The sequence below is a fragment of the Streptomyces triticagri genome (assembly GCF_003429565.1).
Classification (GTDB): Bacteria; Actinomycetota; Actinomycetes; order Streptomycetales; family Streptomycetaceae; genus Streptomyces; species Streptomyces triticagri.
The window spans coordinates 18,690-39,599 of the sequence record NZ_QUAK01000105.1 but is presented as its reverse complement, the minus strand read 5'-3'; the positions used below and the strand labels follow the sequence as shown (position 1 = coordinate 39,599).

The 20,910-nt window shown below is 72.1% G+C and carries 21 protein-coding genes; 11 read left to right on the top strand and 10 right to left on the bottom strand.

Features of this window, described 5'->3' with window-relative positions:
• Positions 1–153: 153 nt before the first annotated feature.
• Both DY218_RS19475 and DY218_RS19470 read right to left on the bottom strand, forming a co-directional pair.
• Positions 154–1,470 carry a BNR-4 repeat-containing protein gene (locus tag DY218_RS19475; protein ID WP_128557359.1) on the bottom strand — a complete coding sequence of 439 codons (1,317 nt, stop codon included), beginning with the start codon at positions 1,468–1,470 and terminating at the stop codon, positions 154–156.
• Between the two features lie 35 nt (positions 1,471–1,505).
• A complete protein-coding gene (locus tag DY218_RS19470) occupies positions 1,506–2,324 on the bottom strand; it encodes a helix-turn-helix domain-containing protein (protein ID WP_128557358.1) in 819 nt (272 codons plus the stop codon).
• 127 nt (positions 2,325–2,451) lie between these two features.
• Here DY218_RS19470 and DY218_RS19465 point away from each other — a divergent pair, with 127 nt between their 5' ends.
• From DY218_RS19465 to DY218_RS19440, 6 genes are all read left to right on the top strand, one after another.
• Positions 2,452–3,297, top strand: a complete 846-nt coding sequence (locus DY218_RS19465; RefSeq protein WP_128557357.1) for a phytanoyl-CoA dioxygenase family protein — start codon at positions 2,452–2,454, stop codon at positions 3,295–3,297.
• 28 nt (positions 3,298–3,325) lie between these two features.
• On the top strand, positions 3,326–4,657 hold the full coding sequence (locus DY218_RS19460) for an extracellular solute-binding protein (protein WP_128557356.1): 1,332 nt from the start codon (positions 3,326–3,328) through the stop codon (positions 4,655–4,657).
• A complete protein-coding gene (locus DY218_RS19455) occupies positions 4,654–5,556 on the top strand; it encodes a carbohydrate ABC transporter permease (RefSeq protein WP_233521717.1) in 903 nt (300 codons plus the stop codon). Before DY218_RS19460 ends, DY218_RS19455 begins: the two co-directional genes overlap by 4 nt.
• Before the next feature lie 2 nt (positions 5,557–5,558).
• Positions 5,559–6,407 (top strand): carbohydrate ABC transporter permease, encoded by an 849-nt coding sequence (locus tag DY218_RS19450; protein WP_128557355.1) that lies wholly within the window; start codon positions 5,559–5,561, stop codon positions 6,405–6,407.
• 21 nt (positions 6,408–6,428) lie between these two features.
• Positions 6,429–7,172: a 4'-phosphopantetheinyl transferase family protein gene (locus DY218_RS19445; protein ID WP_128557354.1), complete on the top strand. Its 744-nt coding sequence runs from the start codon at positions 6,429–6,431 to the stop codon at positions 7,170–7,172.
• Positions 7,173–7,319: 147 nt separating this feature from the next.
• Positions 7,320–7,745: an NUDIX hydrolase gene (locus DY218_RS19440; RefSeq protein ID WP_128557353.1), complete on the top strand. Its 426-nt coding sequence runs from the start codon at positions 7,320–7,322 to the stop codon at positions 7,743–7,745.
• Positions 7,746–7,772: 27 nt separating this feature from the next.
• On the opposite strand, the gene DY218_RS19435 is transcribed toward DY218_RS19440, so the two are convergent.
• Entirely contained in the window at positions 7,773–8,522 is a 750-nt protein-coding gene (locus DY218_RS19435) for a hypothetical protein (protein ID WP_128557352.1), read from the bottom strand.
• A gap of 43 nt (positions 8,523–8,565) precedes the next feature.
• The gene (locus DY218_RS35260) at positions 8,566–9,993 is read right to left on the bottom strand and encodes a prenyltransferase/squalene oxidase repeat-containing protein (protein ID WP_233521716.1); all 1,428 of its coding nucleotides are present in this window, start codon (positions 9,991–9,993) and stop codon (positions 8,566–8,568) included.
• A gap of 255 nt (positions 9,994–10,248) precedes the next feature.
• On the opposite strand from DY218_RS35260, the gene DY218_RS19425 reads away from it, so the two are divergent.
• On the top strand, positions 10,249–10,767 hold the full coding sequence (locus DY218_RS19425) for a zinc ribbon domain-containing protein (RefSeq protein ID WP_128557351.1): 519 nt from the start codon (positions 10,249–10,251) through the stop codon (positions 10,765–10,767).
• Between the two features lie 27 nt (positions 10,768–10,794).
• Here the strand turns inward: DY218_RS19425 and DY218_RS19420 are convergent, their stop codons facing one another.
• Together DY218_RS19420 and DY218_RS19415 are read right to left on the bottom strand one after the other, a co-directional pair.
• Entirely contained in the window at positions 10,795–12,309 is a 1,515-nt protein-coding gene (locus DY218_RS19420; RefSeq protein WP_128557350.1) for a bifunctional phosphatase PAP2/diacylglycerol kinase family protein, read from the bottom strand.
• A gap of 28 nt (positions 12,310–12,337) precedes the next feature.
• Positions 12,338–12,757: an STAS domain-containing protein gene (locus DY218_RS19415; protein ID WP_128557349.1), complete on the bottom strand. Its 420-nt coding sequence runs from the start codon at positions 12,755–12,757 to the stop codon at positions 12,338–12,340.
• Positions 12,758–12,954: 197 nt separating this feature from the next.
• On the opposite strand from DY218_RS19415, the gene DY218_RS19410 reads away from it, so the two are divergent.
• On the top strand, positions 12,955–14,010 hold the full coding sequence (locus DY218_RS19410) for a PP2C family protein-serine/threonine phosphatase (RefSeq protein ID WP_128557348.1): 1,056 nt from the start codon (positions 12,955–12,957) through the stop codon (positions 14,008–14,010).
• A gap of 36 nt (positions 14,011–14,046) precedes the next feature.
• Here DY218_RS19410 and DY218_RS19405 read toward each other — a convergent pair whose 3' ends face one another.
• Positions 14,047–15,093 carry a methyltransferase gene (locus DY218_RS19405; protein WP_128557347.1) on the bottom strand — a complete coding sequence of 349 codons (1,047 nt, stop codon included), beginning with the start codon at positions 15,091–15,093 and terminating at the stop codon, positions 14,047–14,049.
• A gap of 357 nt (positions 15,094–15,450) precedes the next feature.
• On the opposite strand from DY218_RS19405, the gene rsgA reads away from it, so the two are divergent.
• From rsgA to DY218_RS19390, 3 genes are all read left to right on the top strand, one after another.
• Positions 15,451–16,548, top strand: coding sequence for a ribosome small subunit-dependent GTPase A (gene rsgA / locus DY218_RS19400; protein ID WP_128557346.1), 1,098 nt, complete (start codon positions 15,451–15,453; stop codon positions 16,546–16,548).
• Between the two features lie 271 nt (positions 16,549–16,819).
• Positions 16,820–18,241 carry a DNA-3-methyladenine glycosylase 2 family protein gene (locus DY218_RS19395; protein ID WP_128557345.1) on the top strand — a complete coding sequence of 474 codons (1,422 nt, stop codon included), beginning with the start codon at positions 16,820–16,822 and terminating at the stop codon, positions 18,239–18,241.
• On the top strand, positions 18,238–18,783 hold the full coding sequence (locus DY218_RS19390; RefSeq protein ID WP_325052007.1) for a methylated-DNA--[protein]-cysteine S-methyltransferase: 546 nt from the start codon (positions 18,238–18,240) through the stop codon (positions 18,781–18,783). Before DY218_RS19395 ends, DY218_RS19390 begins: the two co-directional genes overlap by 4 nt.
• Positions 18,784–18,810: 27 nt before the next feature.
• Here the strand turns inward: DY218_RS19390 and DY218_RS19385 are convergent, their stop codons facing one another.
• The 3 genes from DY218_RS19385 to DY218_RS19375 form a co-directional block, all read right to left on the bottom strand.
• Complete coding sequence (locus DY218_RS19385; protein ID WP_128557344.1) at positions 18,811–19,206, bottom strand: PPOX class F420-dependent oxidoreductase; 396 nt, start codon at positions 19,204–19,206, stop codon at positions 18,811–18,813.
• Between the two features lie 95 nt (positions 19,207–19,301).
• A complete protein-coding gene (locus DY218_RS19380) occupies positions 19,302–19,787 on the bottom strand; it encodes a DUF456 domain-containing protein (RefSeq protein ID WP_128557343.1) in 486 nt (161 codons plus the stop codon).
• Between the two features lie 86 nt (positions 19,788–19,873).
• A complete protein-coding gene (locus DY218_RS19375) occupies positions 19,874–20,863 on the bottom strand; it encodes a helix-turn-helix domain-containing protein (RefSeq protein ID WP_128557342.1) in 990 nt (329 codons plus the stop codon).
• Positions 20,864–20,910 lie beyond the last annotated feature (47 nt).

Genomic DNA, 20,910 nt, shown 5'->3' with positions numbered 1-20,910 from the left:
CCGGTCCGGCGGGCTCGACGCCAGGGTGCGTCGACCGGGGCGCCATGCACATGGCTGAACTGGCCGCACTTGCACGTTCTGGCAGGAGTAACGCGGCTGTGGGGTGGCGGGATCGGCGGTCGGGGCGGTCGTCACCGCCCCGACCGTGCCGTGTCAGCCGGCCGGCTCGGTGGCCATGATCCGCGTCCGGTAGTCGGTGTAACTCGGGTAGCGGCCCGCCATCCACAGAATCCCGAGCTGCTCCGAGGACGGCAGACCGCGCGGCGAGAGGGGCCGCACCTGCGGCTCGTTGGATCCGGCGGTGATCGCCTCGCTGCTCCAGGTGCGGCCGTGGTCGGCCGTCGTCCAGCGCTCGACCTCGTGGACCGCCCCGACCTGGCGGGAGAGCAGGACGACGGACGGGTCGTCGTGGTCGAGGGTGATGCCGCCCGAGTAGTTCGGCTCGCTGGGATCCTCGCTGATGGTGTCGCCCGCGGCGGTGATCTCGCCGTCGACGAAGCCGTCACCGTCCCAACGGGCGTACCGGTAGCGGTGGTCGGCGTCGGTGGGGAACACCGCGTAGGTGAGTACGGGCCGACCCCTGCCGTCGTCGGCGATGTCGTGGATCCAGGCCTTGCCCAGGCCGGAGGCCACGTCGTAGACCCGGGTCGCCTGCTCGGGCGTGACGGGTGTGCCGAGCGGACCGATGCGGGAACCGTCGGCCCGGAACAGCGAGCCGCCGCGGTAGTACATGTAGTGGATGCTGTTCTCGACGTTGCGCGGGTGCCCGTCGGTGAAGGCGAAGTGGATGGTGTCGGTGTCGTTCGACGCGATCTTCACGTACGGCCGTTCGCCCGGCACGCTGATCAGCTGCTCGGCGTCGGTCCACCGGTCGCCGCCCGTCGTGGACGACCACGCCGGATTGAAGTCGCCGCCGCGCCAGAAGAGATAGAGCCGGTGCTCCTCGTCGGCGAGCTCGATCGGATTGGGGTACGTGTAGCCGTACTCGCCGGAGGTATTGGTCGGCACCGTCTTCAGCGGCTCCCAGCCCCGGCTGATGTCCTCCGCCGCCACCGAGCGCCGGTAGTACATCTCGGGGCCGCCGTGGCCGGAGAAGAAGACCACGACCCGGCCGTCGTGGCGGATCAGGATCGACGGGGTGTTGTGGTCGTCCACCTGGAAGTCGGTGATGAGCGTCGAGGTGGTGAACTCGCCGGAGTCGTGGTCGTGTTGGGTGACCCTGATCTCGCCCGATGCGGTGATGTAGCCGGCGAAGGTGCGCCGGTACGTGCCGCGATGGTGCACCGCCCGGGGGTCGCCGAACCAGCACCAGGCGCCGCTCTCGGCGAGGACGGAGGCCGGGACCGTGCCCGTGCGTGCGGGCGCGGGGGCAGCGTGTGCGGGCAGGCCGCCGAGTGCGGGTGCGGCCGCGCCGGCGGCCAGTGAGGCCAGCACGGTGCGCCGGGAAGGACGGGGTATGCGGGTGGTCATGTCGTTTCCCCTTCTCACGTTCTCACGGATCGTTCTCACGGATCTCGCCGGAACTGGGTGGGCGTCATGCCGGTCACCCGGTGGAACTGCCGGGACAGGTGGTACTCGTCGCTGAACCCGACGATGCCGGCGATCTCCTTGCCGGACAGCGACGAGTTGCGGATCAGCTCACGGGCCGCGTCGACCCGGCGGCGCAGCCGGTAGCGGGCCGGCGGGACACCGGTGTGGGACTGGAACCGCTTGCGCCAGGATTCGTACGCCATACCGACCTCGGCGGCGACGGAGGCCATGTCGAGCCGGTCCGCGAGGTTGTCCGCGAGCAACCGCCGGGACTCCTCCAGCCAGTTGAGCGCCTGGTCGCCGCCGTTCTCCTCGGTCGCCGCGTCGATCTCGACGAGCAGCCGCAGCAGACTGCAGACCTCGTCGTCCATGCCCGCCCGGGTGCGCGGTGGGCGGGCCGTGCGGAAGCCGTCGATGCGGGGCAGCCAGTAGTCGACGGGTGTCAGTGAGCGGACCGGCCGCGCCGGATCGATCAGCCGGGACTCGAGCAGGGTCGTGAACAGCCGCCCGTCGAAGACGAGATGGACCTCGTTCCAGCCGCTGCTCCCGACGGGGCCGTACCAGTGCGGGGTCCCGGGCGTGACGTAGACGACGCTGCCCGCTCGCAGCGGGACGACCCTGTTCTCCTCCCGGTATTCGCCCGAGCCCTCGTACAGGTACATCAGGGCGAAGCCGTCGAACGAGCGGTAGGGACGGATCAGGACGCCGCGGCCGTTCTCGATCCGGCCCGCGTGCCGCAGGCGCCCGGTCCGCCCCGCAGGTCCCGAACGCCAGCTGACATGAATGCTGGACACAACCCCACCTCAGTCGATCGACCAGAACGTACAAGGAGCACCAGAAGCACCATTCTCTCGCCACAGGTCACGGCCTACCGTCTAGCACGCATCAGGCCAGGTGTCAGTAACGAGAGGGTGACAGACGGTGTCCCGGTACGCAGAACTCCCGGCGCTGGACAGCGCGTTCGCACTCGATCCCGCGGCGGTCGAGAGCTTCGCCCGGCACGGGCACGTACGTCTTTCCGCAGTGGCCACGCCCGATGAGGTGCCGCCCTACCGGGACGTCATCTCCGGTGCCGCCCGCCGGCACAGCGCCGAGACCAGACCCCTGGAGGAACGCGACACGTACGGCAAGGCGTTCGTGCAGATCGAGAACCTCTGGCGGGTCGACCAGGGTGTCGAGCGCTTCGTCACCGCCCGGCGCTTCGCCGGCATCGCCGCGCGGCTGCTGGGCGTGCAGCACGTCCGGCTCTACCACGACCAGGCGCTGTTCAAGGAACCCGGCGGCGGCCCCACACCCTGGCATCAGGACAGCGTCTACTGGCCGCTGGACACCGAGGACACGGTCACCATGTGGATGCCGCTGGTGGACCTGGCCGAGGACATGGGCGGTATGCAGTTCGCCTCCGGCTCCCACCGGGAGAAGGAACTCGCCACCCTGGGCATCTCCGACGAGGCCGAGACGCACTTCGCCCGCCTCCTGCAGGACGGCCGCCACCCCGTCACCGCCGTCCAGCCGATGCAGGCCGGTGACGCCACCTTCCACCGCGGCTGGACGCTGCACCGCGCACAGCCGAATCGCAGCGCGACCGTCCGTGAGGTCATGACCGTCATCTACGTCGCCGACGGGGCCCGGGTCGCCGAGCCGCGCGAGCCGTGGCACCACAGCGAACTCGCCTCCTGGATGCCCGGACTCGGTCCCGGCGACCCGGTCGCCTCCGCACTCAACCCGCTCCTGACCGGCGACCGATCCGCCGCTCGAAGCGACTGATCCGCAGCTCGAAGAGGGGAACAGGGCCATGAAGAAACTTGCGGCGTGTCTGGCCGTGGCCGCCATCGCGGCCACCGCCTGCGGCGAAGGCTCGGGCAACGGGTCCGACGACAGGACCGTCAAGGTCGTCCACCTCGACTTCGGCGGCGGCGACCCGACCGCCGACTGGCTGCAGCGGGCCAAGAAGCAGTACGAGAAGGAGAACCCGGGCAAGACCGTGAAACTGCAGCCGATCACTGGCGGCGTCGAGGACTACTACGGCCAGGTCGCGCGCATGCAGCAGTCGCCGTCCACCGCACCCGATGTGGTCCTGGAGGACTCCTCCACCATCGAGGCCGATGCCCAGGCCGGCCACCTCCTGCCGCTCGACGACCGTCTGAAACAGTGGAAGGACTGGGACCGGTTCGAGGACGCGGCGAAGACGGCGACCCGGGCCCAGGACGGCAAGACCTACGGCGTCCTGATGGCGTCCGACGTCCGCGCCCTCTGGTACAACAAGAAACTCCTGAAGGACGCCGGCGTCACGATCCCCTGGAAACCCGAGAGTTGGGGCGAGGTCCTCGACGCCGCCCGCGCCGTCAAGGACAAGGGCGCAGCGGACGTCGTACCACTGAACATCTACGCCTCGAAGGCCGCCGGCGAGGGCACCAGCATGCAGGGCTTCGAGATGCTGCTCTACGGCACCGGCGACACCCTCTACGACGAGCAGGCCAAGAAGTGGGTGCCGAAGAGCAAGGGGTTCGACGACGCGCTGGCCTTCTACGACACCGTCTTCTCCGAGCAGCTCGGCCCCAGCCCCCAGCAGGCGCTCAGCGGTGAACTGCCCAACACGGTCAACGAGAAGATGCTCCCCGAGGGCGGACTCGCCATCGCCCTGGACGGCTCCTGGCTGCCCCGCGCCTGGGAGGGCGACGGCTGGCCGGAGTGGCAGGACACCATGGGCATCGCCCCGATGCCCACCCAGGACGGTCAGGAGCCCGGTGCCACCAGCATGTCCGGCGGCTTCTCGCTCGCCATCGGCAAGAAGAGCGGGAACCCGGACGGCGGCTGGGACTTCCTCACCACCGCCCTCGACAAGGCCAACACCGCCTGGGTCAACACCCGGGGCAACCTGACGACGGTCCGGGAGGACGTCGCCGCGTCCGCGGGCTACGCCGAGCGCAATGCCTCGGTGGCGCCCCTCACCGAGCTCCTGAAGGTCACCCACTTCCGCCCGGCGCTGCCGGACTACCCGAAGGTCTCCGCCGAGATCCAGGCAGCGGTCGAGTCCGTGGCCACCGGCCAGTCCGAACCGGACGAGGCGGCCGAGACGTACCGCAAGAACGTCACCGCGATCGTCGGCGCGGACCAGGTCAAGTGAGCGGTCCGCGTACGCCACCGGCCGTCGCCGCCCGGCACCCGAACCTGCGGCGCGCGCTCGGCCCGATGGCCCCGGCTCTGCTGCTGCTCACGGTCTTCTTCGCCGGCCCGATCGGCTGGACGTTCTACGCGGCCTTCACCGACTCGGCGCTGACCGGCCCGGGTGCGGCCGACACGATGTTCGTCGGCTTCGACAACTTCACTCAGCTGTTCTCCGACCCGAGGTTCTGGGACTCGGTGCTGCTGACCGTCGTCTTCGTCTTCTTCTCGGCGATCGTCGGACAGAACCTCCTCGGACTGTTCCTCGCACTCGTCATGCGCGGCCGGGCGCGCGCCGCACGCGGAGCGGTGGGCGCGATCGTCGTCGCCGCGTGGGTGATCCCGGAAATCGTCGCGGGCTACGTGTGGTTCGCCTTCCTCAGCGACGACGGCACACTCAACTCCCTGCTCCGCGGCCTCGGTCTCGAAGGGACCTCCTGGCTGGTGATGACGCCGATGCTCGCCGTGATCCTGGCCAACGTCTGGCGCGGCACCGCCTTCTCCATGCTGGTCTACTCGGCGGCACTCTCCGAGGTGCCGACGGACCTCCTCGAGGCCGCGAGCGTCGACGGGGCGGGACCGCTGCGCCGGTTGTGGCACATCGTCCTGCCGCTCATCAAACGCACCATGGTCTCGAACCTCATGCTGGTGACCCTGCAGACGCTGTCCCTGTTCACCTTGATCTTCGTGATGACGGCGGGCGGCCCCGGCACCAAGTCCCAGACCCTGCCGCTCTACATGTACGAACAGGCCTTCAAGCTCTTCCAGATCGGCTACGGCACCGCCGTCGCCCTGGTGCTTCTCTCCATCGGTGCGGTGGCCGGCCTCGTCTACGTACGCGTCCTGAAGGTGGAGGTGTGACGATGGCCCCCGTCGCAGTGACGTCCACGGCCCGCCGGCGCACGGGTGCCGCCGCGGCGTACTCGGTCCTCGGCCTCGTGGCCGTGCTGTTCGCGCTCCCGTTCGGCTGGCTCGTACTGGCCGCGCTCGACGGCGAGGCGTCGCTGAGCGCGGGCCTGCCGGACCGCCTCACGCTCGACAACTTCTCCGCGGTGCTCACCTTCGACATCAGCCTGCGCCCGATCCTCAACGGCCTGGTCCTCGCCGGCGGTTCGGCACTCATCACCATCGTCGCGGGCACACTGTGCGCCTATCCGCTGTCGCGGTTCCAGCTGCGCTTCAAGCGGCCGTTCCTGTACACGGTGCTGTTCGCGACAGGGCTGCCCGTCACCGCCGTCATGGTGCCGGTGTACGGGCTGTTCGTCCGCCTCGACGCCCTCGACTCGACCTTCGCGACGACCCTGTTCCTGGCGGCGACATCACTGCCGTACGCGATCTGGCTGATGAAGGGGTTCATCGACGGGGTGCCCGTGGAGCTGGAGGAGGCCGCCTGGGTGGACGGTGCCTCGCGGATGACCACCCTGTGGCGCATGGTGGTGCCGCTGGTGCTCCCGGGGGCCAGTGTCGTCACCCTGTTCACCTTCATGCTGGCGTGGGGGAACTTCTTCGTCCCGTTCGTCCTGATCCAGAGCCCCGAGAAACTGCCCGCGGCGGTGGCGATCCACCAGTTCTTCTCCCAGTTCGGAGCGGTCGCGTACGGGCAGCTCGCGGCGTACTCGCTGATCTACTCGGCACCCGTGGTGCTGGTGTACCTGGTGATCTCCAAGGTGCTCGGCGGTGCCTTCACCCTGAGCGGCGCGACGAAGGGCTGACATCGTGACACGCTGAGCTCCATGACGGCGACAGGACAACAGCCCCACCCGCGGGACCAGGAGGCACCGGATGCCTCGCAGGCACGCGCCCCCGACGGCACGCCGTGGCCCATCGGCGCCGGCTCGCACGAGGACCGCGCAGGGCGGCCGGAACTGTGGCTGGTCCGCGTCGGACACCCCACGGACGAGGACCTGTCCGTCCTGGACGCCACGGAGCGGGCACGAGCGACGGCGCTGCGCCGTCCGCAGGACCGGGACCTCTACATCACGGCGCACACCACCCTGCGCCGAGTGCTGGGCCGCCGCCTGGACACCGCCCCTGCTGCACTGGCCTTCGTGCGCGAGCCCTGTCCGCACTGCGGGGGTGAGCACGGACGGCCCGTGCTCGCCGGCTCGCCCGTCCACTTCTCGCTCTCGCACGCCGGACGCCACGCCCTGATCGGCGTGTGCGACCGCCCGGTCGGCGTGGACATCGAGCTGGTGCCCAAGGCCGAGCTCGTGACCGATGTCGCACGTGCGCTGCACGGCGACGAACAGCAGGAACTGGCGCTGCTCGGCCCGGAGTCGGGACCCGTCGCCTTCGCCCGCTGCTGGGCGCGGAAGGAGGCCGTGCTCAAGGGCACCGGCGAGGGCCTCGGCGGCGGGGGAGTCGCCACCCTCCTGGTCGGGACGGGCGCCGAGCCGCACCCCGTGCCCGGCTGGCGACTCGCGGACATCCCCGAAGCGCCCGGCGGATACGCCGCGGCGTACGCGGTCCGCGACTGATCCTGCGCCCCTCCGTACACGTGATCCGTACGGCCGTACGTCTTCCCGCACAGGTGTGCCCGAGAGGCCCGGACGTCCCTCCCGGTGTGCGGTGAAAGGGAGTTGTCAACGGGTGCCGGGCGGTGCGCCACGCGCTACCGTGACGGCATGACAATCCCGGGTGAGAACCGACTGGCCGCCGCCGTCGTCGTGCACCACGGCCGTGTGCTCCTGGTGCGGCGCAGCGAGACCGAGCGCTTCCTGCCCGGCGTCTGGGGCGTCCCCTGCGGCAAGCTGGACCCGGGCGAGCGCTCCGAGCACGCCGTCCTGCGCGAACTGCGCGAGGAGACCGCGCTGCTCGGCCGGGTGGTCCGCAAGGTGGGCGAATCGTCCTTCGTGAGCGACTACCAGGGCCGCGAGATCAAGAACTACCAGGACAACTTCCTGGTCGAGCCGCTCACCCTCGACGTCCGCCTCCCGCACCGTGACCAGGCCTTCGACTGGCGGGAGCCGTCCGCCCTTGACGGTCTGCGCATCGACGACTACAACCTCGACGTGGTCCGCCAGGCCCTGAACTCGGTGCGCACCGCCTGATCCGTCCGCGCCCGGCGGCGTCCGGCCTCAGCCGTCCACAAGCCGTGCCAGCGCGGTGAGTTCGGACAGATAGTCGGCCACCGGCAGCGGATGCTTGGCCGTCGCCGGCGCGCGCCGCGGCCCCGGTGCGGAGAACACGTCGGTGTGCGGACGCCGGTGGGCGCCGGCCTCAAGGAACAGCGTCACCGTCGGCTCGTCCGCGGTGCACCACGCACGATGCAGGGCGTGCGGCGCGAGCGCGTAACCGCTGCCCGCCGCGTACCGCGCGACATGGGTGAGCCGCAGTCGCGCCCGCCCCCGCTCGGTGAGCAGCCAGTCACCGGCGTCGGCCAGGGACTCCTCGTACCGCACGGTTTCGCGCCCGCCCCCGTCCGGGCCGTGCTCCCGTGCCGTGCCGTCCGGCACCTCCTCGTACAGCTCCATGCCGAGGCTGCCGCGGACCACCTGGGACGCCAGCGGCGAGCGGTGGTTGTGGATGTCCTCCGGGGCCAGGTGCTGTCCGTGCGGATGCCAGACATGGGCGCGCAGCATGTGCCGGCTGCCGCCGTCGAAGAGCAGCAGCTTGTCGAAGCCGAGCACATGGCGGTACGAGAGACGGGCGCAGCCCGCCGGATCGCCCGCGCCCGCCGCCAGCTCCCGCAGCAGCGCCCCGAGCCGGGCCGGTGTGCCCAGCTCGGCGACCGTCTCGTGGGCCGCGGTGGGTAATTCGGCGTCGGGTCGATCGTCGAGTGCTCCGGTGAGGAGCCGTCGTGCCTCGCTGACCTGCCGTCCACCCATGCAGCCTCCCGATCGCGCACCACGAGCCGCCCGTCGCCGGATCTCAGACGTGCGGCTGATACATCCATAAGGCATGGGTGCGCAGGGCCGAAAGGCCTTGATAGGTCATCCACATGGGATGGCCGAGATCGTCCCCGTCGCCCTCCCAGGTCCACACGCCGTCCGTCTGGCGGCGCCACACCGCGGTGGCGGCGCCCGCCGTCAGCTCCCGCCACTCGCGCTCCAGGCCGTCCTCGGCCGCCGTCCGGGCCGAACCGGGTGTGAGGAGTGCCCGCAGCACCCAGGATGCGGTGAAGTGCCGTACGGGCAGGACCTCGTGGTGGCTCAGATCCGAAGGGTGCGGCCGGCGGACCACCTCGTGCACATTGCGCAGGTCGGGGCAGCCGTCGTGCAGCGGGCCCGGGCAGGCGAGCAGCCAGCGGATGCCCTCCCGCCGGGCGTCGCGGACATGCGGGCTCTCGCCGAGCACCGCCGCCGCCCGGTCGAGCGCGAGGACCGCCTGCGCGGTGTGCACGGGCGACGGCAGCACCGGCCGACCGACCACAGCAGAGAACCGCGGGCCCCAGCACCGCTGATGGCGCCGGAGCGGATCCGCGAACGCCGCGTCGACCAGGGCCTCCCGCAGCCGCGGCAGGGCCGGCGACTCCGGTGCGGCGCGCAGCAGCCCGCGCAGCACCGTGGTCACCACATGGGTCATCTCCAGGCCCGACGGCTCCAGTTCACGGGTGAGCCGGGACGCGCAGTGCTCCGCCTCCTCCGCGATCCGGGCCGGATCCGCTCCCGCCCGGGCCAGCGCGCCGAGCACCAGCGCCGTCACCTCCGGGCGCGGTATGGAGCCCTGCGAGCGGGCGGCCCAGCCGCCGTCCGGCAGCCTCAACCGCCAGAGTGTGTCGACCAGTTCCCCGGTGCGTATGCGGCCGTCCGGCAGTGCCAGGTCGAGAGCCGTGTGCAGTCCGTACGCGGTGCCCACCGATGTCGGCCGCAGCGGTGTCGTCGGTTCGTCGAGACCGTGCGGCCAGCCTGTCAGCCGGCCGGACTGCGGGTCGTCGGCCTCGGTGAGCCCGGCGACCAGGGCCTCGTACGTCTGCATGGCCAGCTCGGTGAAGGCTCCGGGCCCGAACTCGCCCGGCCCCGTGGGGTGTTGGCCCGGCACGGGGCGGGGCGCCGGCAGAGTGGGCGCGGGCGGTGCGGAGCGGGTCCGCAGCAGGGCGGTGGCCAGCCACACCGCGACGGTGGTGGCGCACCCCGCCACCGCGGCCAGCGCATAGCGTGCGGTGTCCGGCGGGATGCCGTCCGGCAGCACCCCGACCAGGGACTGGAACACCGCATATCCCGCGGCCAGGCAGCCGAACCCGCCGAGCCAGCGGACGAAGCGGGTGGGCGCGGCAGCACGCCGGCCGCCCGCCCCGTCGTCCGGGTCCCGGTGCGGGGGCGGGCGCAATGGGCCGAGCCCCAGGCGTTGTGGTGACACAGCGTGCCCCTTCCCCGTGTCAGGGCGAACTGATGGGTCGTGGGTGAGTCCTGGATGTCTCCAGTCTAGTCCTGGGCAGTGACAGAGCGTGCTGCCCGGGTAACAGGAACATTCGGAAAGGGGCGGATCACCGATCCCGGGACGGGAGCGGTACGCGGCATCCTCCGACAGCGGTGGATCACCGCCCGGGTAGGGTCGATTCGTCCGGCTCCCTCACCAGTTCCCCGGCCGGCTCGTGTGCTCCTGGAGGCCCCCATGTCCCCGACCCCCGTGGCCAAGGTCCTTGCCGTGCTCGACGACTGTCTGGCGCCGCTGCCGGACGAACGGCAGGGCGCCGTCTGGCGGCTCGCCGAACAGGGGCGCGGCCTCGACGCCAACCTGGTGCGGCTCACCCCGGGCGCGAGCGTCGGCGAACACAGCGACGACGTACTCGATGTGCTGCTCGTCGTACTCGAAGGCAGCGGCACGCTCGGCAGCACCGAGGGGACCGAGGAGCTCGGCCCGCACACCGTCGCCTGGCTCCCGCGCGGATCGCGCCGCCGGCTGCAGGCCGGCGACGAGGGCCTCGTCTACCTGACCGCGCACCGGCGGCGCCCCGGACTTCAGGTGGGCGGCCTTCAGGCGGGCGGCGTTCAAGGGCAAGGTGTGGTCTCGGCCGGGAGCGAGGGAGGCGAAGCGGCCTGCCTGCTCGACCGGGTCTGCCCCGAATGCGGCCGCCTGGCCACGGAGCGCGACGCCCGCTTCTGCGGACGGTGCGGCAACGAACTGCCCTGAGGACGCTGCCGGTTGCGGCCGCAGTGCTCAGACCGGCCGGTACACCGTGAGCGCCTCCGGCAGCTTGTCCAGGACGAACGCACCGGGCGCCGCCACCACTTCACCGTCGAACGCCATATCAGCCCCCTGCGGAAGCCCGGACACCATCAGCCGCTCCGGCCGCGCCGCCGCATAGAACGGGCTGCGCCGCAGCCCACCCGAGAGCGCCGCGCCCAGCAGCCGGGTACGGGCGAACCGGCCGCCGTGCGCGATCCGCACATCGAGCAGACCGTCCGCCAGATCGTGCCTGCGCACCGGCGCGATGCCGATACTGCGGTACGCGCCGTTGCCCGCGAAGAGCAGCCACAGCGAACGCCGCCGGCCGTTCACCTCGACCCGCAGCGGGCGGGCCGTACGCAGCACGTGCGCGACACCGAAGAGCGTCGCCGGCGGACCGCCGATGCGCGGGGACCAGCGCTCGCGCAGCCGCACCAGATCCGGATACACGCCCAGGCTGAACGTGTTGAGGAAGTACAGCGGCTCGGCGGCACCACGCCGCCCGTCCGGCCCCGGCAGCGCGGTGATCCGCCCGACGTCCGCTCGTACCGCGCTGCCCTCGGTCACCGCCGTACACACCTCGGCGAGGGTGTCCACGCCCAGATCCGCGGCGAAGTGGTTGAACGTACCGCCGGGCAGCACCACCAGCGGCACCCCGTGCGCGAGGGCCGGACCCACCGCCGCATTGACCGTGCCGTCCCCGCCGAACACACCGAGCGCGCCGCCCAGGCGCGCCGCCTCGGCGGCCTCCGTCTCGAGGACCTGGGACAGCGGGCCGGCATCCGAGTCGTACAGGATCAGCTCGGCCTCCGGCAGCTCGGTGCGCAACTGCCGTACCGGATCGACGACATGGGGCTGCGCGCCGGACGAGGGATTGACCACGATGCGCAGCCCTTCGCCCTTCGGCAGCGCCGGCGCGTCCGTCCGCGGCCGCGCGGGCGGCGGGAGTTGGGAACGCGAGGGCACCAGACCGCGCACCGCGAGCGCCGCGCCGATACCGAGCCCCGCGCCCACCAGGACGTCACTCGGGTAGTGCACGCCCGTGTAGACCCGGGAGAACGCCACCGAGGCGGCCACCGGCGCGAGCACCGTGCCCCACTCCCGCGACTCCAGAGCGGCACCGGCGGTGAACGCGGCCGCCGAGGCCGCATGCCCCGAGGGGAAGGAGCTGGTCACCGGCTGGCGCGGCAGATGCCGTATCACCGGCACCGACTCCAGCACCGGACGGTTCCTGCGCACCGCGCCCTTGGCGAGGGTGTTCACCGTCAGCGAGGCGACCGCGAGGGACGCGGCGCCCCGCACCGCGGCCCGCCGGCTGCGTGCCCCGCCGAGCGCCCACATCCCGGCCGCGAGGCCGAACCACAGCGCCCCGTGATTCGCGGCCCTGCTCAGCCGCGGAAGTACCGGCTCCGCGCCCGGCCACGATCGCGTGGCCACTTGCCGGAACACACCGTGGTCGACGCCACGCAGCATCCGGCGCAGCGGCCGGTTCCTCTGCTCGTCCATGCGCCCTGTCTACACCGAAGCGGCTCGCTCAGCGCGCCGCCCCCGAAGATCCGGCCGGATCGGTCGGCGGCCAGGCCGGCCGCTGGGACTCCGGCAGCGTGCTGAGGGCCTGACCGACTGTCGTGTACGACGGCAGCAGATCCGTGCTGCCGGTCTGCTCGAGCAGCTCGGTGAGCCGCCGCCCCGGACCGGCGAGCAGCAGCCGCCCGTCCCGGCGGCCGAGCAGCCAGTGCATCGCGAGCAGGCAGTTCAGCCCCCGGGAATCGCAGAACACCAGAGCCGTCACATCGAGGACGAGGAACCGGTGCCCGGCCTCCACCGACGCGCCGAGCGTGGAGAGGAAGAAGTCCTCGCAGGACTGGTCCAGTTCGCCGCTCACCCGCAGCACCGCGCTGTCTTCGCAACCCGCGAGTTCCGTGATGGTCAGGCGGTGGATCTGTGTCGACATCGCACCTCCATCCGGCCATCGTACGGAACTCCACGCCGCTCACGGCCCGCAATCACGGGGCTGCGGTTCGATAACGGTGCCCGGGGTCCGATGCTTCAGCTGTGAAAGTTTTGCATAGGGTAAGGCCTCGAGTGGTTGCGGTGAACAGGCGCCGGTCCGCGCCCTGCACACCGCCTGTCCAGGGGCGGGAGTGAGCATTGGCGGAGCAGAAGCCGAGGCGCATCGGCATCCTGGACGTCCTGCCCTTCGCGGTGATGGCCGTGGTCACCGTGGTCGACCTCAGCGAGGGACCCGGGGTGGGCGTGATGCCCCTGGTGTCGCTCGGCCCCGCCTTCTCCGGGCTGGTCGGCGGCTGGCGGCGCACCGCCGTCGTCGGAGCGATCGCGCTGCTGCTGTGCGGCGCACTCGGCCTGTACAACGGGCTGTTCGACGACCGCCGCGGATTCACCGCTTTCGCCTCCGTGGCCGGGGTCACCGCCGCGGGCCTGGTCGCCGCGATGATGCGCCAGCGCCGCGAGCTGGAGCTCGCCAGCGTCCGCTCCATCGCCGAGGTCGCCCAGCGCGTGCTGCTGCGCCCGGTACCCCGCAGGGCGGGCCATCTGCGCGCCGCCGTCTCCTACACCTCCGCCGTCGCCGAGGCCCGGATCGGCGGTGATCTGTACGAGGTGGTGGCCTCCCCAGGCGGCGTACGCATCATCGTCGGCGACGTCCAGGGCAAAGGGCTCGACGCGGTGGAGACCGCGGCCCTGGTGCTCGGCGCCTTCCGCGAGGCCGCGCACGACGAGGCCGATCTGCGCAGCGTCGGCGCCCGGCTCGAACGGGTCGCGGACCGGGAGCTGCAGGGCGAGAAGTTCGTCACCGCGGTGCTCGCCGAGGTGCGCGACGGACACCTCGTGACGCTCCTCAACTACGGCCATCCCGCACCCGTGGTGGTCGGCCCCGACGGCACCGTGCGCTTCGCCGAGCCGCCCCGGCACGCCCTGCCGCTCGGCCTGGGCGTACACGGCGCCGAATCCCCGGAGCCCTACGAGGTCGGCTTCGCCCCCGGTGAGCAACTCCTCCTCTACACCGACGGAGTCTCCGAGGCCCGGGACGCGAGCCGCACCTTCTACCCGCTCGCCGAACGCCTCGACCTGCTCAAGGACCCCGACCCGGAGGCGGCACTCGAACGCCTCCGCGAGGACCTCGTCGACCACGCCCAGGGCCCTCTGCACGACGACGCGGCGATGCTGCTCCTGCGCTACCAGGAGTGAGCACCGGCTCCCGTGCGGCCCCCGCCCGCGATGCGATCACACCGGCTCGGCCTCGATGAGGCAGAACGGATTCGGCGCCCCGAACGGGGTGACGTCGCGGATGGCGAAGCCCGTATCGCGGCACAGCTGCTCGAAGTCGTCCCGGGTCCGCTCCCGGCCGCCGACGTTGACCAGCATGTTGAGGTCCGTGAGATAGGTCGCGCCGGCCGTGGCCGGATCCACGACCGGCGGCAGCACCGGCTCGATGATCAGCAGACGGCCCCCGTCCGGGATCTCCCGGCGGCAGTGCCCGAGGATCTCCGCGCACCGTGCGTCGCTCCAGTCGTGGATCACGCTCTTGAGCACGTAGACCTCCGCGCCCGCCGGGACCGTGGCGAAGAAGTCCCCCGTGATCAGCGAACAGCGGCCGCCGGCGATCTCCGCGGCCAACTGCGTGCCGGCCTGGGCGAGGCCCTCCGGACTGTCGAAGAGGATGCCGCGCAGCGTCGGATGTGCACGGAGGATCGCGGACAGCAGGGTGCCGTCGCCTCCGCCGATGTCCGCCACGGTCGAGTACCTGCTGAAGTCGAAGGCGGTGGGCAGCCGTTGAGCCGTGTCGAGGGTGCCCTGGCTCATCGCGGCGTTGAATTCGGCGGAGAGCTCCGGCTGTTCGGCGAGGTGGCTGAAGAAGTCCGTGCCGAAGACCTTGTCGAAGGCGGTCTCCCCGGTACGTACGCTCTCGTCGAGCTGCTCCCACGCCCGCAGCATCGCGGGGTCGGTGAACATGCGGATGAACGAGAACAGGGAGCCCGGCACGTCCTTGCGCATCAGCGCGCCGACCGGGGTGGCGGCGAAGCTGCCCGGGGCGCGCTCGGTCAGAATCCCCAGTCCCGTCAGGGCGCGGAGCAGTCTGACCGTGGCCTGCGGCTGGGTGCCGGCGGCGGCAGCCAGCTCGTCCGCCGTACGCTCCCCGTCGCCGATCAGGTCGAGAACACCGAGCCGAGTGGCGGCACCCACGGTGTGGGCGGCCATGGCCCCGAAGATGATCCTCCCCAGCGCGCCACGGGCCTCGTCCAGGGACTGCTGCGAACTGTCGTGCGTCATGATGCGACTACCCCTCTGATCGCCGACGTGGTTAGGCAACCCTAAGTAGATCGCATGCTCCGGGCAATGGCCGGCGGTTCCCGTCCTGCGCCCTCCCCGTGTCGGCCGGTGGCCGTCGCGGAAAACCGTTGGCGCGAGCGGCGGCGGCCCGGCTACCTTTGGCCGTGTTCCGCAGGGGTCGTGCGATGGGCCCCTGCCCAGCGCCGTGTGTACCGGGAGGTGTGACTGATGACTGTCGCCGAGGCGGGCGTTGCCCGTGACCAGAAGTTCGTCACTGCCACCCCCGTGGCCACCGGCTGAACAGAACTGCACCGCACACCTCGTGCGCAGCCGGGGCCACCCTGTGAAGGGTTTCCCTTGACATTCCCGTCTGCTGTTCCGTCCCGTCGGCTGACCGCCTACGGCTGGGACACTGCCCTGGACGCCGAGTTCGCCCCGTACGCCGAGCAGGGGCTCGTCCCCGGCCGGGTGATCCGAGTCGACCGCGGCCAGTGTGATGTGTACACCGACGAGGGCGTCGTCCGCGCCGACACCGCACTCGTCACACCCAACGACCCGCTCCGCGTCATCTGCACCGGCGACTGGGCCGCCCTCGACCCGGGCGGCGACCCTCCGCTGGTACGGACGTATCTGCCGCGGCGCACCGCATTCGTCCGCAACACCAGCTCCAAACGGTCCGAGGGGCAGATCCTCGCGGCCAACGTCGACTTCGCGATCATCGCCGTCTCGCTCGCCCTGGAACTCGACCTGGGCAGGATCGAACGCTTCCTGGCACTGGCGTGGGAATCCGGCGCCCAACCCCTGGTCGTGCTGACCAAGGCCGACCTGGTGGGTGACCCCGGCACGCTCGCCCACCTCGTGCAGGACGTGGAGACCGCGGCGCCCGGCGTCCAGGTGCTGGCCGTCAGCGCCAACGAGGGCGAGGGCACCGAGGTGCTCGCAGCCGTCGTCGCCGGTGGCACCAGCGTGCTGCTCGGCCAGTCGGGCGCGGGCAAGTCCACGCTGGCCAACGCGCTGCTCGGCGAGGACGTGATGGACGTACAGGCGGCCCGTGACGTCGACGGCAAGGGCCGGCACACCACCACCACCCGCAATCTGCTCGCCCTGCCCGGCGGGGGAGTCCTCATCGACACCCCGGGGCTGCGCGGAGTCGGCCTCTGGGACGCCGAGACCGGCGTCGGCCAGGTCTTCGCCGAGATCGAGGAACTCGCCGAGGACTGCCGCTTCCAGGACTGCGCGCACGGCGCGGAGCCCGGATGCGCCGTCCTCGAGGCACTGGCCGACGGCACGCTGTCCGAGCGCAGGCTCGACAGCTACCGCAAGCTGTTGCGCGAGAACGAACGGATCATCGCCAAGACGGACGCCCGGGTACGGGCCGGCCGCCGCCGCGAATGGCGCCTCAAGCAGGCCCAGGGCCGTGCCGCCATGGAGGCCAAACGCGGCCGCGTCCGATAACGGCCCCGCCGGACAGACCTCAGGGGCGCGGCGAGCGGACTGCAGAACTTCCGGGCACGGGGCCTTCGGGGTCCCGTGCCCGGGAGCCAGGTGCCTGGCCGGGCACCGGGGAAGGGCTCGTCGGCCGGCTGTGGCGGCCTGGCCGACGGGCCCTTTTCGACGTCCCGGGAGCCGGAGCCGGTGGCGGGCGACCCGGCGTACCCGTCCCGGCGAACGCCGTGTCCGATTTCCGCCAGCCGACCTCGCGCCGGTCGCGCAGACTGGACGAGTGATGGATGAAGAGACCAGGTACGAGGCGGTGCGCAGCCGCGATGCCCGCTTCGACGGCGCGTTCTTCTTCGCGGTGTCGACGACCGGGATCTACTGCCGGCCCAGCTGCCCCGCGGTCACCCCGAAGCGGCGCAATGTGCGCTTCTTCCCGGCCGCCGCCGCAGCCCAGCGCGCCGGTTTCCGCGCCTGCCGCCGCTGCCGGCCGGACGCCGTCCCCGGCTCCGCCGACTGGAACGCCCGCGCCGACGTCGTGGGCCGCGCCATGCGGATGATCGGTGACGGCATCGTGGACCGCGAGGGCGTCACCGGCCTCGCCGAGCGACTCGGCTACAGCGCACGCCAGGTGCAGCGCCAGCTCACCGCAGAACTCGGCGCGGGCCCGGTCGCCCTGGCCCGCGCCCAGCGCGCCCACACCGCGCGGATCCTGCTGGGGACCACCCTGCTGCCGATCACCGACATCGCGTTCGCCTCGGGCTTCGCCAGCGTGCGCCAGTTCAACGACACCATCCGGCAGATCTACGCCCGCACCCCGAGCGGACTGCGTGCGGAGTCCAGGGCCCCGAGCGGCCGCGGCGCCGGCACCGAGACGGCCCTCACCGCCGGTGTGCCGCTGCGCCTCGCCCTGCGCGGGCCGTACCACCGCGCCGCCGTCTTCGACCTGCTCGCCCGCGAGGCGCTGCCGCGGATCGAGGAGGTGACCGGCGCACCGGGCTCACGCACCTACCGCCGCACCCTGCGCCTGCCGTACGGGACGGGCATCGCCGCCGTCGACGAACGGGACGCGGGACCCTGGCTCGACGCCCGCATCCACCTCACCGACCCCCGCGACCTGTCCACGGCCGTGCACCGGCTGCGACGGCTCTTCGACCTGGACGCCGACCCGTACGCCGTGGACCAGCGCCTCGGTGCGCAGCCAGCGCTCGCCGAGCTGGTCGCCGAGCGGCCGGGGCTGCGCTCACCGGGCGCCGCCGACCCCGACGAATTCGCCCTGCGCACCGTCGCCGGGCAGGATGCGGCCGCCGAACTCATCGACGAGTACGGGGAGTTGCTCGAGGTGCCGTGCGGATCGCTCAGCCACCTCTTCCCCGAGCCCAAGGCGCTCGCCGACCGGCTGCCACTGGCCGCGGCGCTGCACGACGGGTCCGTACGCCTGGACGCGGGGGCCGATCGCGACGACGCCGAGCAGGCGCTGCTCACCGTGCCGGGCGTGCGACCCGCGGACGCCGCCCTGATCCGCCGGCGCGCGCTCGGTGATCCGGACGTCGCGGTGCCGCGGGAGCCGGCCGACGACGCGTGGCGGCCCTGGCGCTCGTACGCCGCACAGCACCTCACGGCGGCCCACAGGAACGCCCACGGCGCCGCCCACCCGCAGGAGACGGAAACAGCCCACCGGCAGGAAACGGCAGAGGAGAACGACCGATGAGCAGCACCACGGCCCCCGCGGCACCCATGACGACCACCCGCCGCTCGGCCACGTACTGGATGATCGTCGACAGCCCGCTCGGCGAGCTCCTGCTCACCGGCGACGGTTCGGGCGCCCTCGCCTCGCTCTCCGTGCCCGGCCAGAAGGGCGGGCTCAGCCCGCGACCCGAGTGGCACCGCGATCCGAAGGCGTTCCGCGCGGCCACCGAGCAGCTGGCCGCGTACTTCGCCGGGGAGTTGCGGGAGTTCGACCTCGAACTGCGCACCCATGGCACCGACTTCAGGGAACGGGTGTGGACCGCCCTCGACACGCTGCCGTACGGGACCACGACCAGCTACGGCGAACTGGCCGCACGCATCGGGGCCCCGCGGAACGCGGCACGCGCGATCGGCGGGGCCGTCGGAGCCAACCCGCTGCTCGTGGTGCGCCCCTGCCACCGGGTCGTCGGTGCCGGCGCGGACGCACTCGGCGGATACGCGGGCGGACTGCCCCGCAAGCGGCAGCTCCTCACTCTCGAGGGCGCGCTGCCCGGCGGCGCCTGAGCTCCGGGAGGCCGTACGGCCCGCTGCTCAGCCCGCCGCTTCCTCCAGGCCCCAGCTGTGCACCTTCCTGGGATGGATCCGGATCAGCTCCTCGCTGAAGTGTGCGCCCAAGTCGTGCGGTCCGGTGTGGAGTTCGGCCTCACCGCGGATGTCCACGCCGCGCACCCGCCAGGGCTTGACGCTGACGATGTCGTCCACCACGAGCGCGACCTTCGGGTTGCCGAGCAGATTGCGCCACTTCTTGGTGGTGGCGAGGGCGTAGCCGCCGATCAGGATGCTGCCGTCGTCCTGCAGGTAGAAGCCGACCGGGTTCGCCTGCGGCTGCCCCGAGGCGTCGACGGTGGCGAGTCGGCCGAGGCGCTGCGAGGCGAGATAGTCGCGTTCCGCCGCGGAGAATCCGGTGAATGCGCTGGATGCCGTCATGCCACGAGGCTGCCACGGTGCCCGGGCCGGCGCATCGGGCCAAGGTCTCGGCCTGGGACTCCGCCCGGGGGCCTACGCCCTGCCGGCCGCCCAGGTCACCGCCCCCAGATGACGGCCCCGAGCCACGCGCCCGCCGCGAGCAGACAGCCGAAGAGCTCGACCAGGATGCTGGTGCCTGCCTCGCGCATCGCGGTGCGGGTGGCGGACTTCGCCGAGGCGTGCCGGCCGAGCCGGATGCGTTCCGAGGCGTAGATCCCGCCCACGAAGCCAGGTATCGCGCCGATCACCGGCAGCACGCAGAAACCCAGGAACGCGCCGCCGCCCGCCCAGAGCGCCATGGTCCGCGTCATGCCGGCCTCCCGCAGCCGGCGCGCCGGCAGCAGCCAGCGGACCACCTGGCTCACCAGGAGCAGGGCCGTCACCCCGACCAGCACGGCCCAGGCCACCCCGGACTGAGTGGTCAGCGACCACCACAGGACCGCGGCCCAGACCAGCCAGGGCCCGGGGACGCCGGGCAGCAGCACCCCGCACACACCGAGGAGCAGTACGACCGCGACCAGCGCGAGCTCCCAGGCGTTCATCTGCCCAGCGTGCCCGAGATGAGTGAATTGTGCAGGTCAAGTCGGTGGAGTGGGACGAGACCCGGCGCACGGTCCGAGGGGCGGGCTCACACCGCCCGCCGTGCCACCCAGCCCCGCTCGTACGCGTGCCAGCCGAGCTGGAGCCGGGTCGTGACGTCGTTGAGTTCCATCAGGCGCTTGACCCGGCGCTGTACGGTCCGCAGGCCCAGGTCCAGCTGTTTGGCGACGCTGGCGTCCGTGAGCCCGGCGAGCAGCAGCGAGAGGATCTCCAGATCCGTGGCGTCGGGGCCGGCCGAGCCGTCCTCGCAGAGGCTGCCGGTCTCGCCGATCCGCAGCGGCAGCGCATCGCGCCAGACCGCTTCGAAGAGTCCGCTGAGCGATTCGAGCAGCCCGCTCGCGTGCACCACGAGCGCGGCCGGATCCGTCTTGCGGGAGGTCAGCGGGACCATCGCGAGCGAGCGGTCGGCGATCACCAGCTTGGTCGGCACCGCGTCGACCATCCGTATCTCCTCGTTCCGGCCGAGCGCCGCCGTCATCTCGGTGAGGCCCGTGGGCAGCGTGAGTACCTCGCGCTCGACCACCACGCGGTAGCGCACCCCACGGCCCGCGGCCTGCTCCTCCGCATCGTTCTCCACCCCCGACACCACCGCGGGCCGCCCCGTGACCAGGGCGCACACCTCGACCGACGCACCCAGCTGCAGCTGCAGGAAACGGCGCGCCACCGCACTCGAGCCGGTCACCACCTCCACCAGGTCGTGCACCGCCGGCTCGGTGGCCTGGGCACGGTAGTCCTCGGCGAGTACGGCGGCCGCGAGCTCGGCCTTGTCCAGTTCGTGCCGCTGCTGGGTGAGCAGCGCGCCGAGTGCGACGCCGGGTGGTGCGGCCACCCAGCGGCCCGGACGGGCCGTCGACTGGGCCGCCAGACCGTGCTGTTCCAGCCGGCGCAGCGTCCTCACGGCATCGGGCTCGGCGAGTGCGAGCCGGTGCGCGAGATCGGGCACATCGGCCGCGCCCAGTGACACCAGCGTCCGGTACGCCGATTCCTGCACCTCGTCCAGACCTATGGCCCCCAGCATCACGTGCGTCCCTCCCCGGTGCCGCCCCTGCGGGTGCCCGCCGTGGC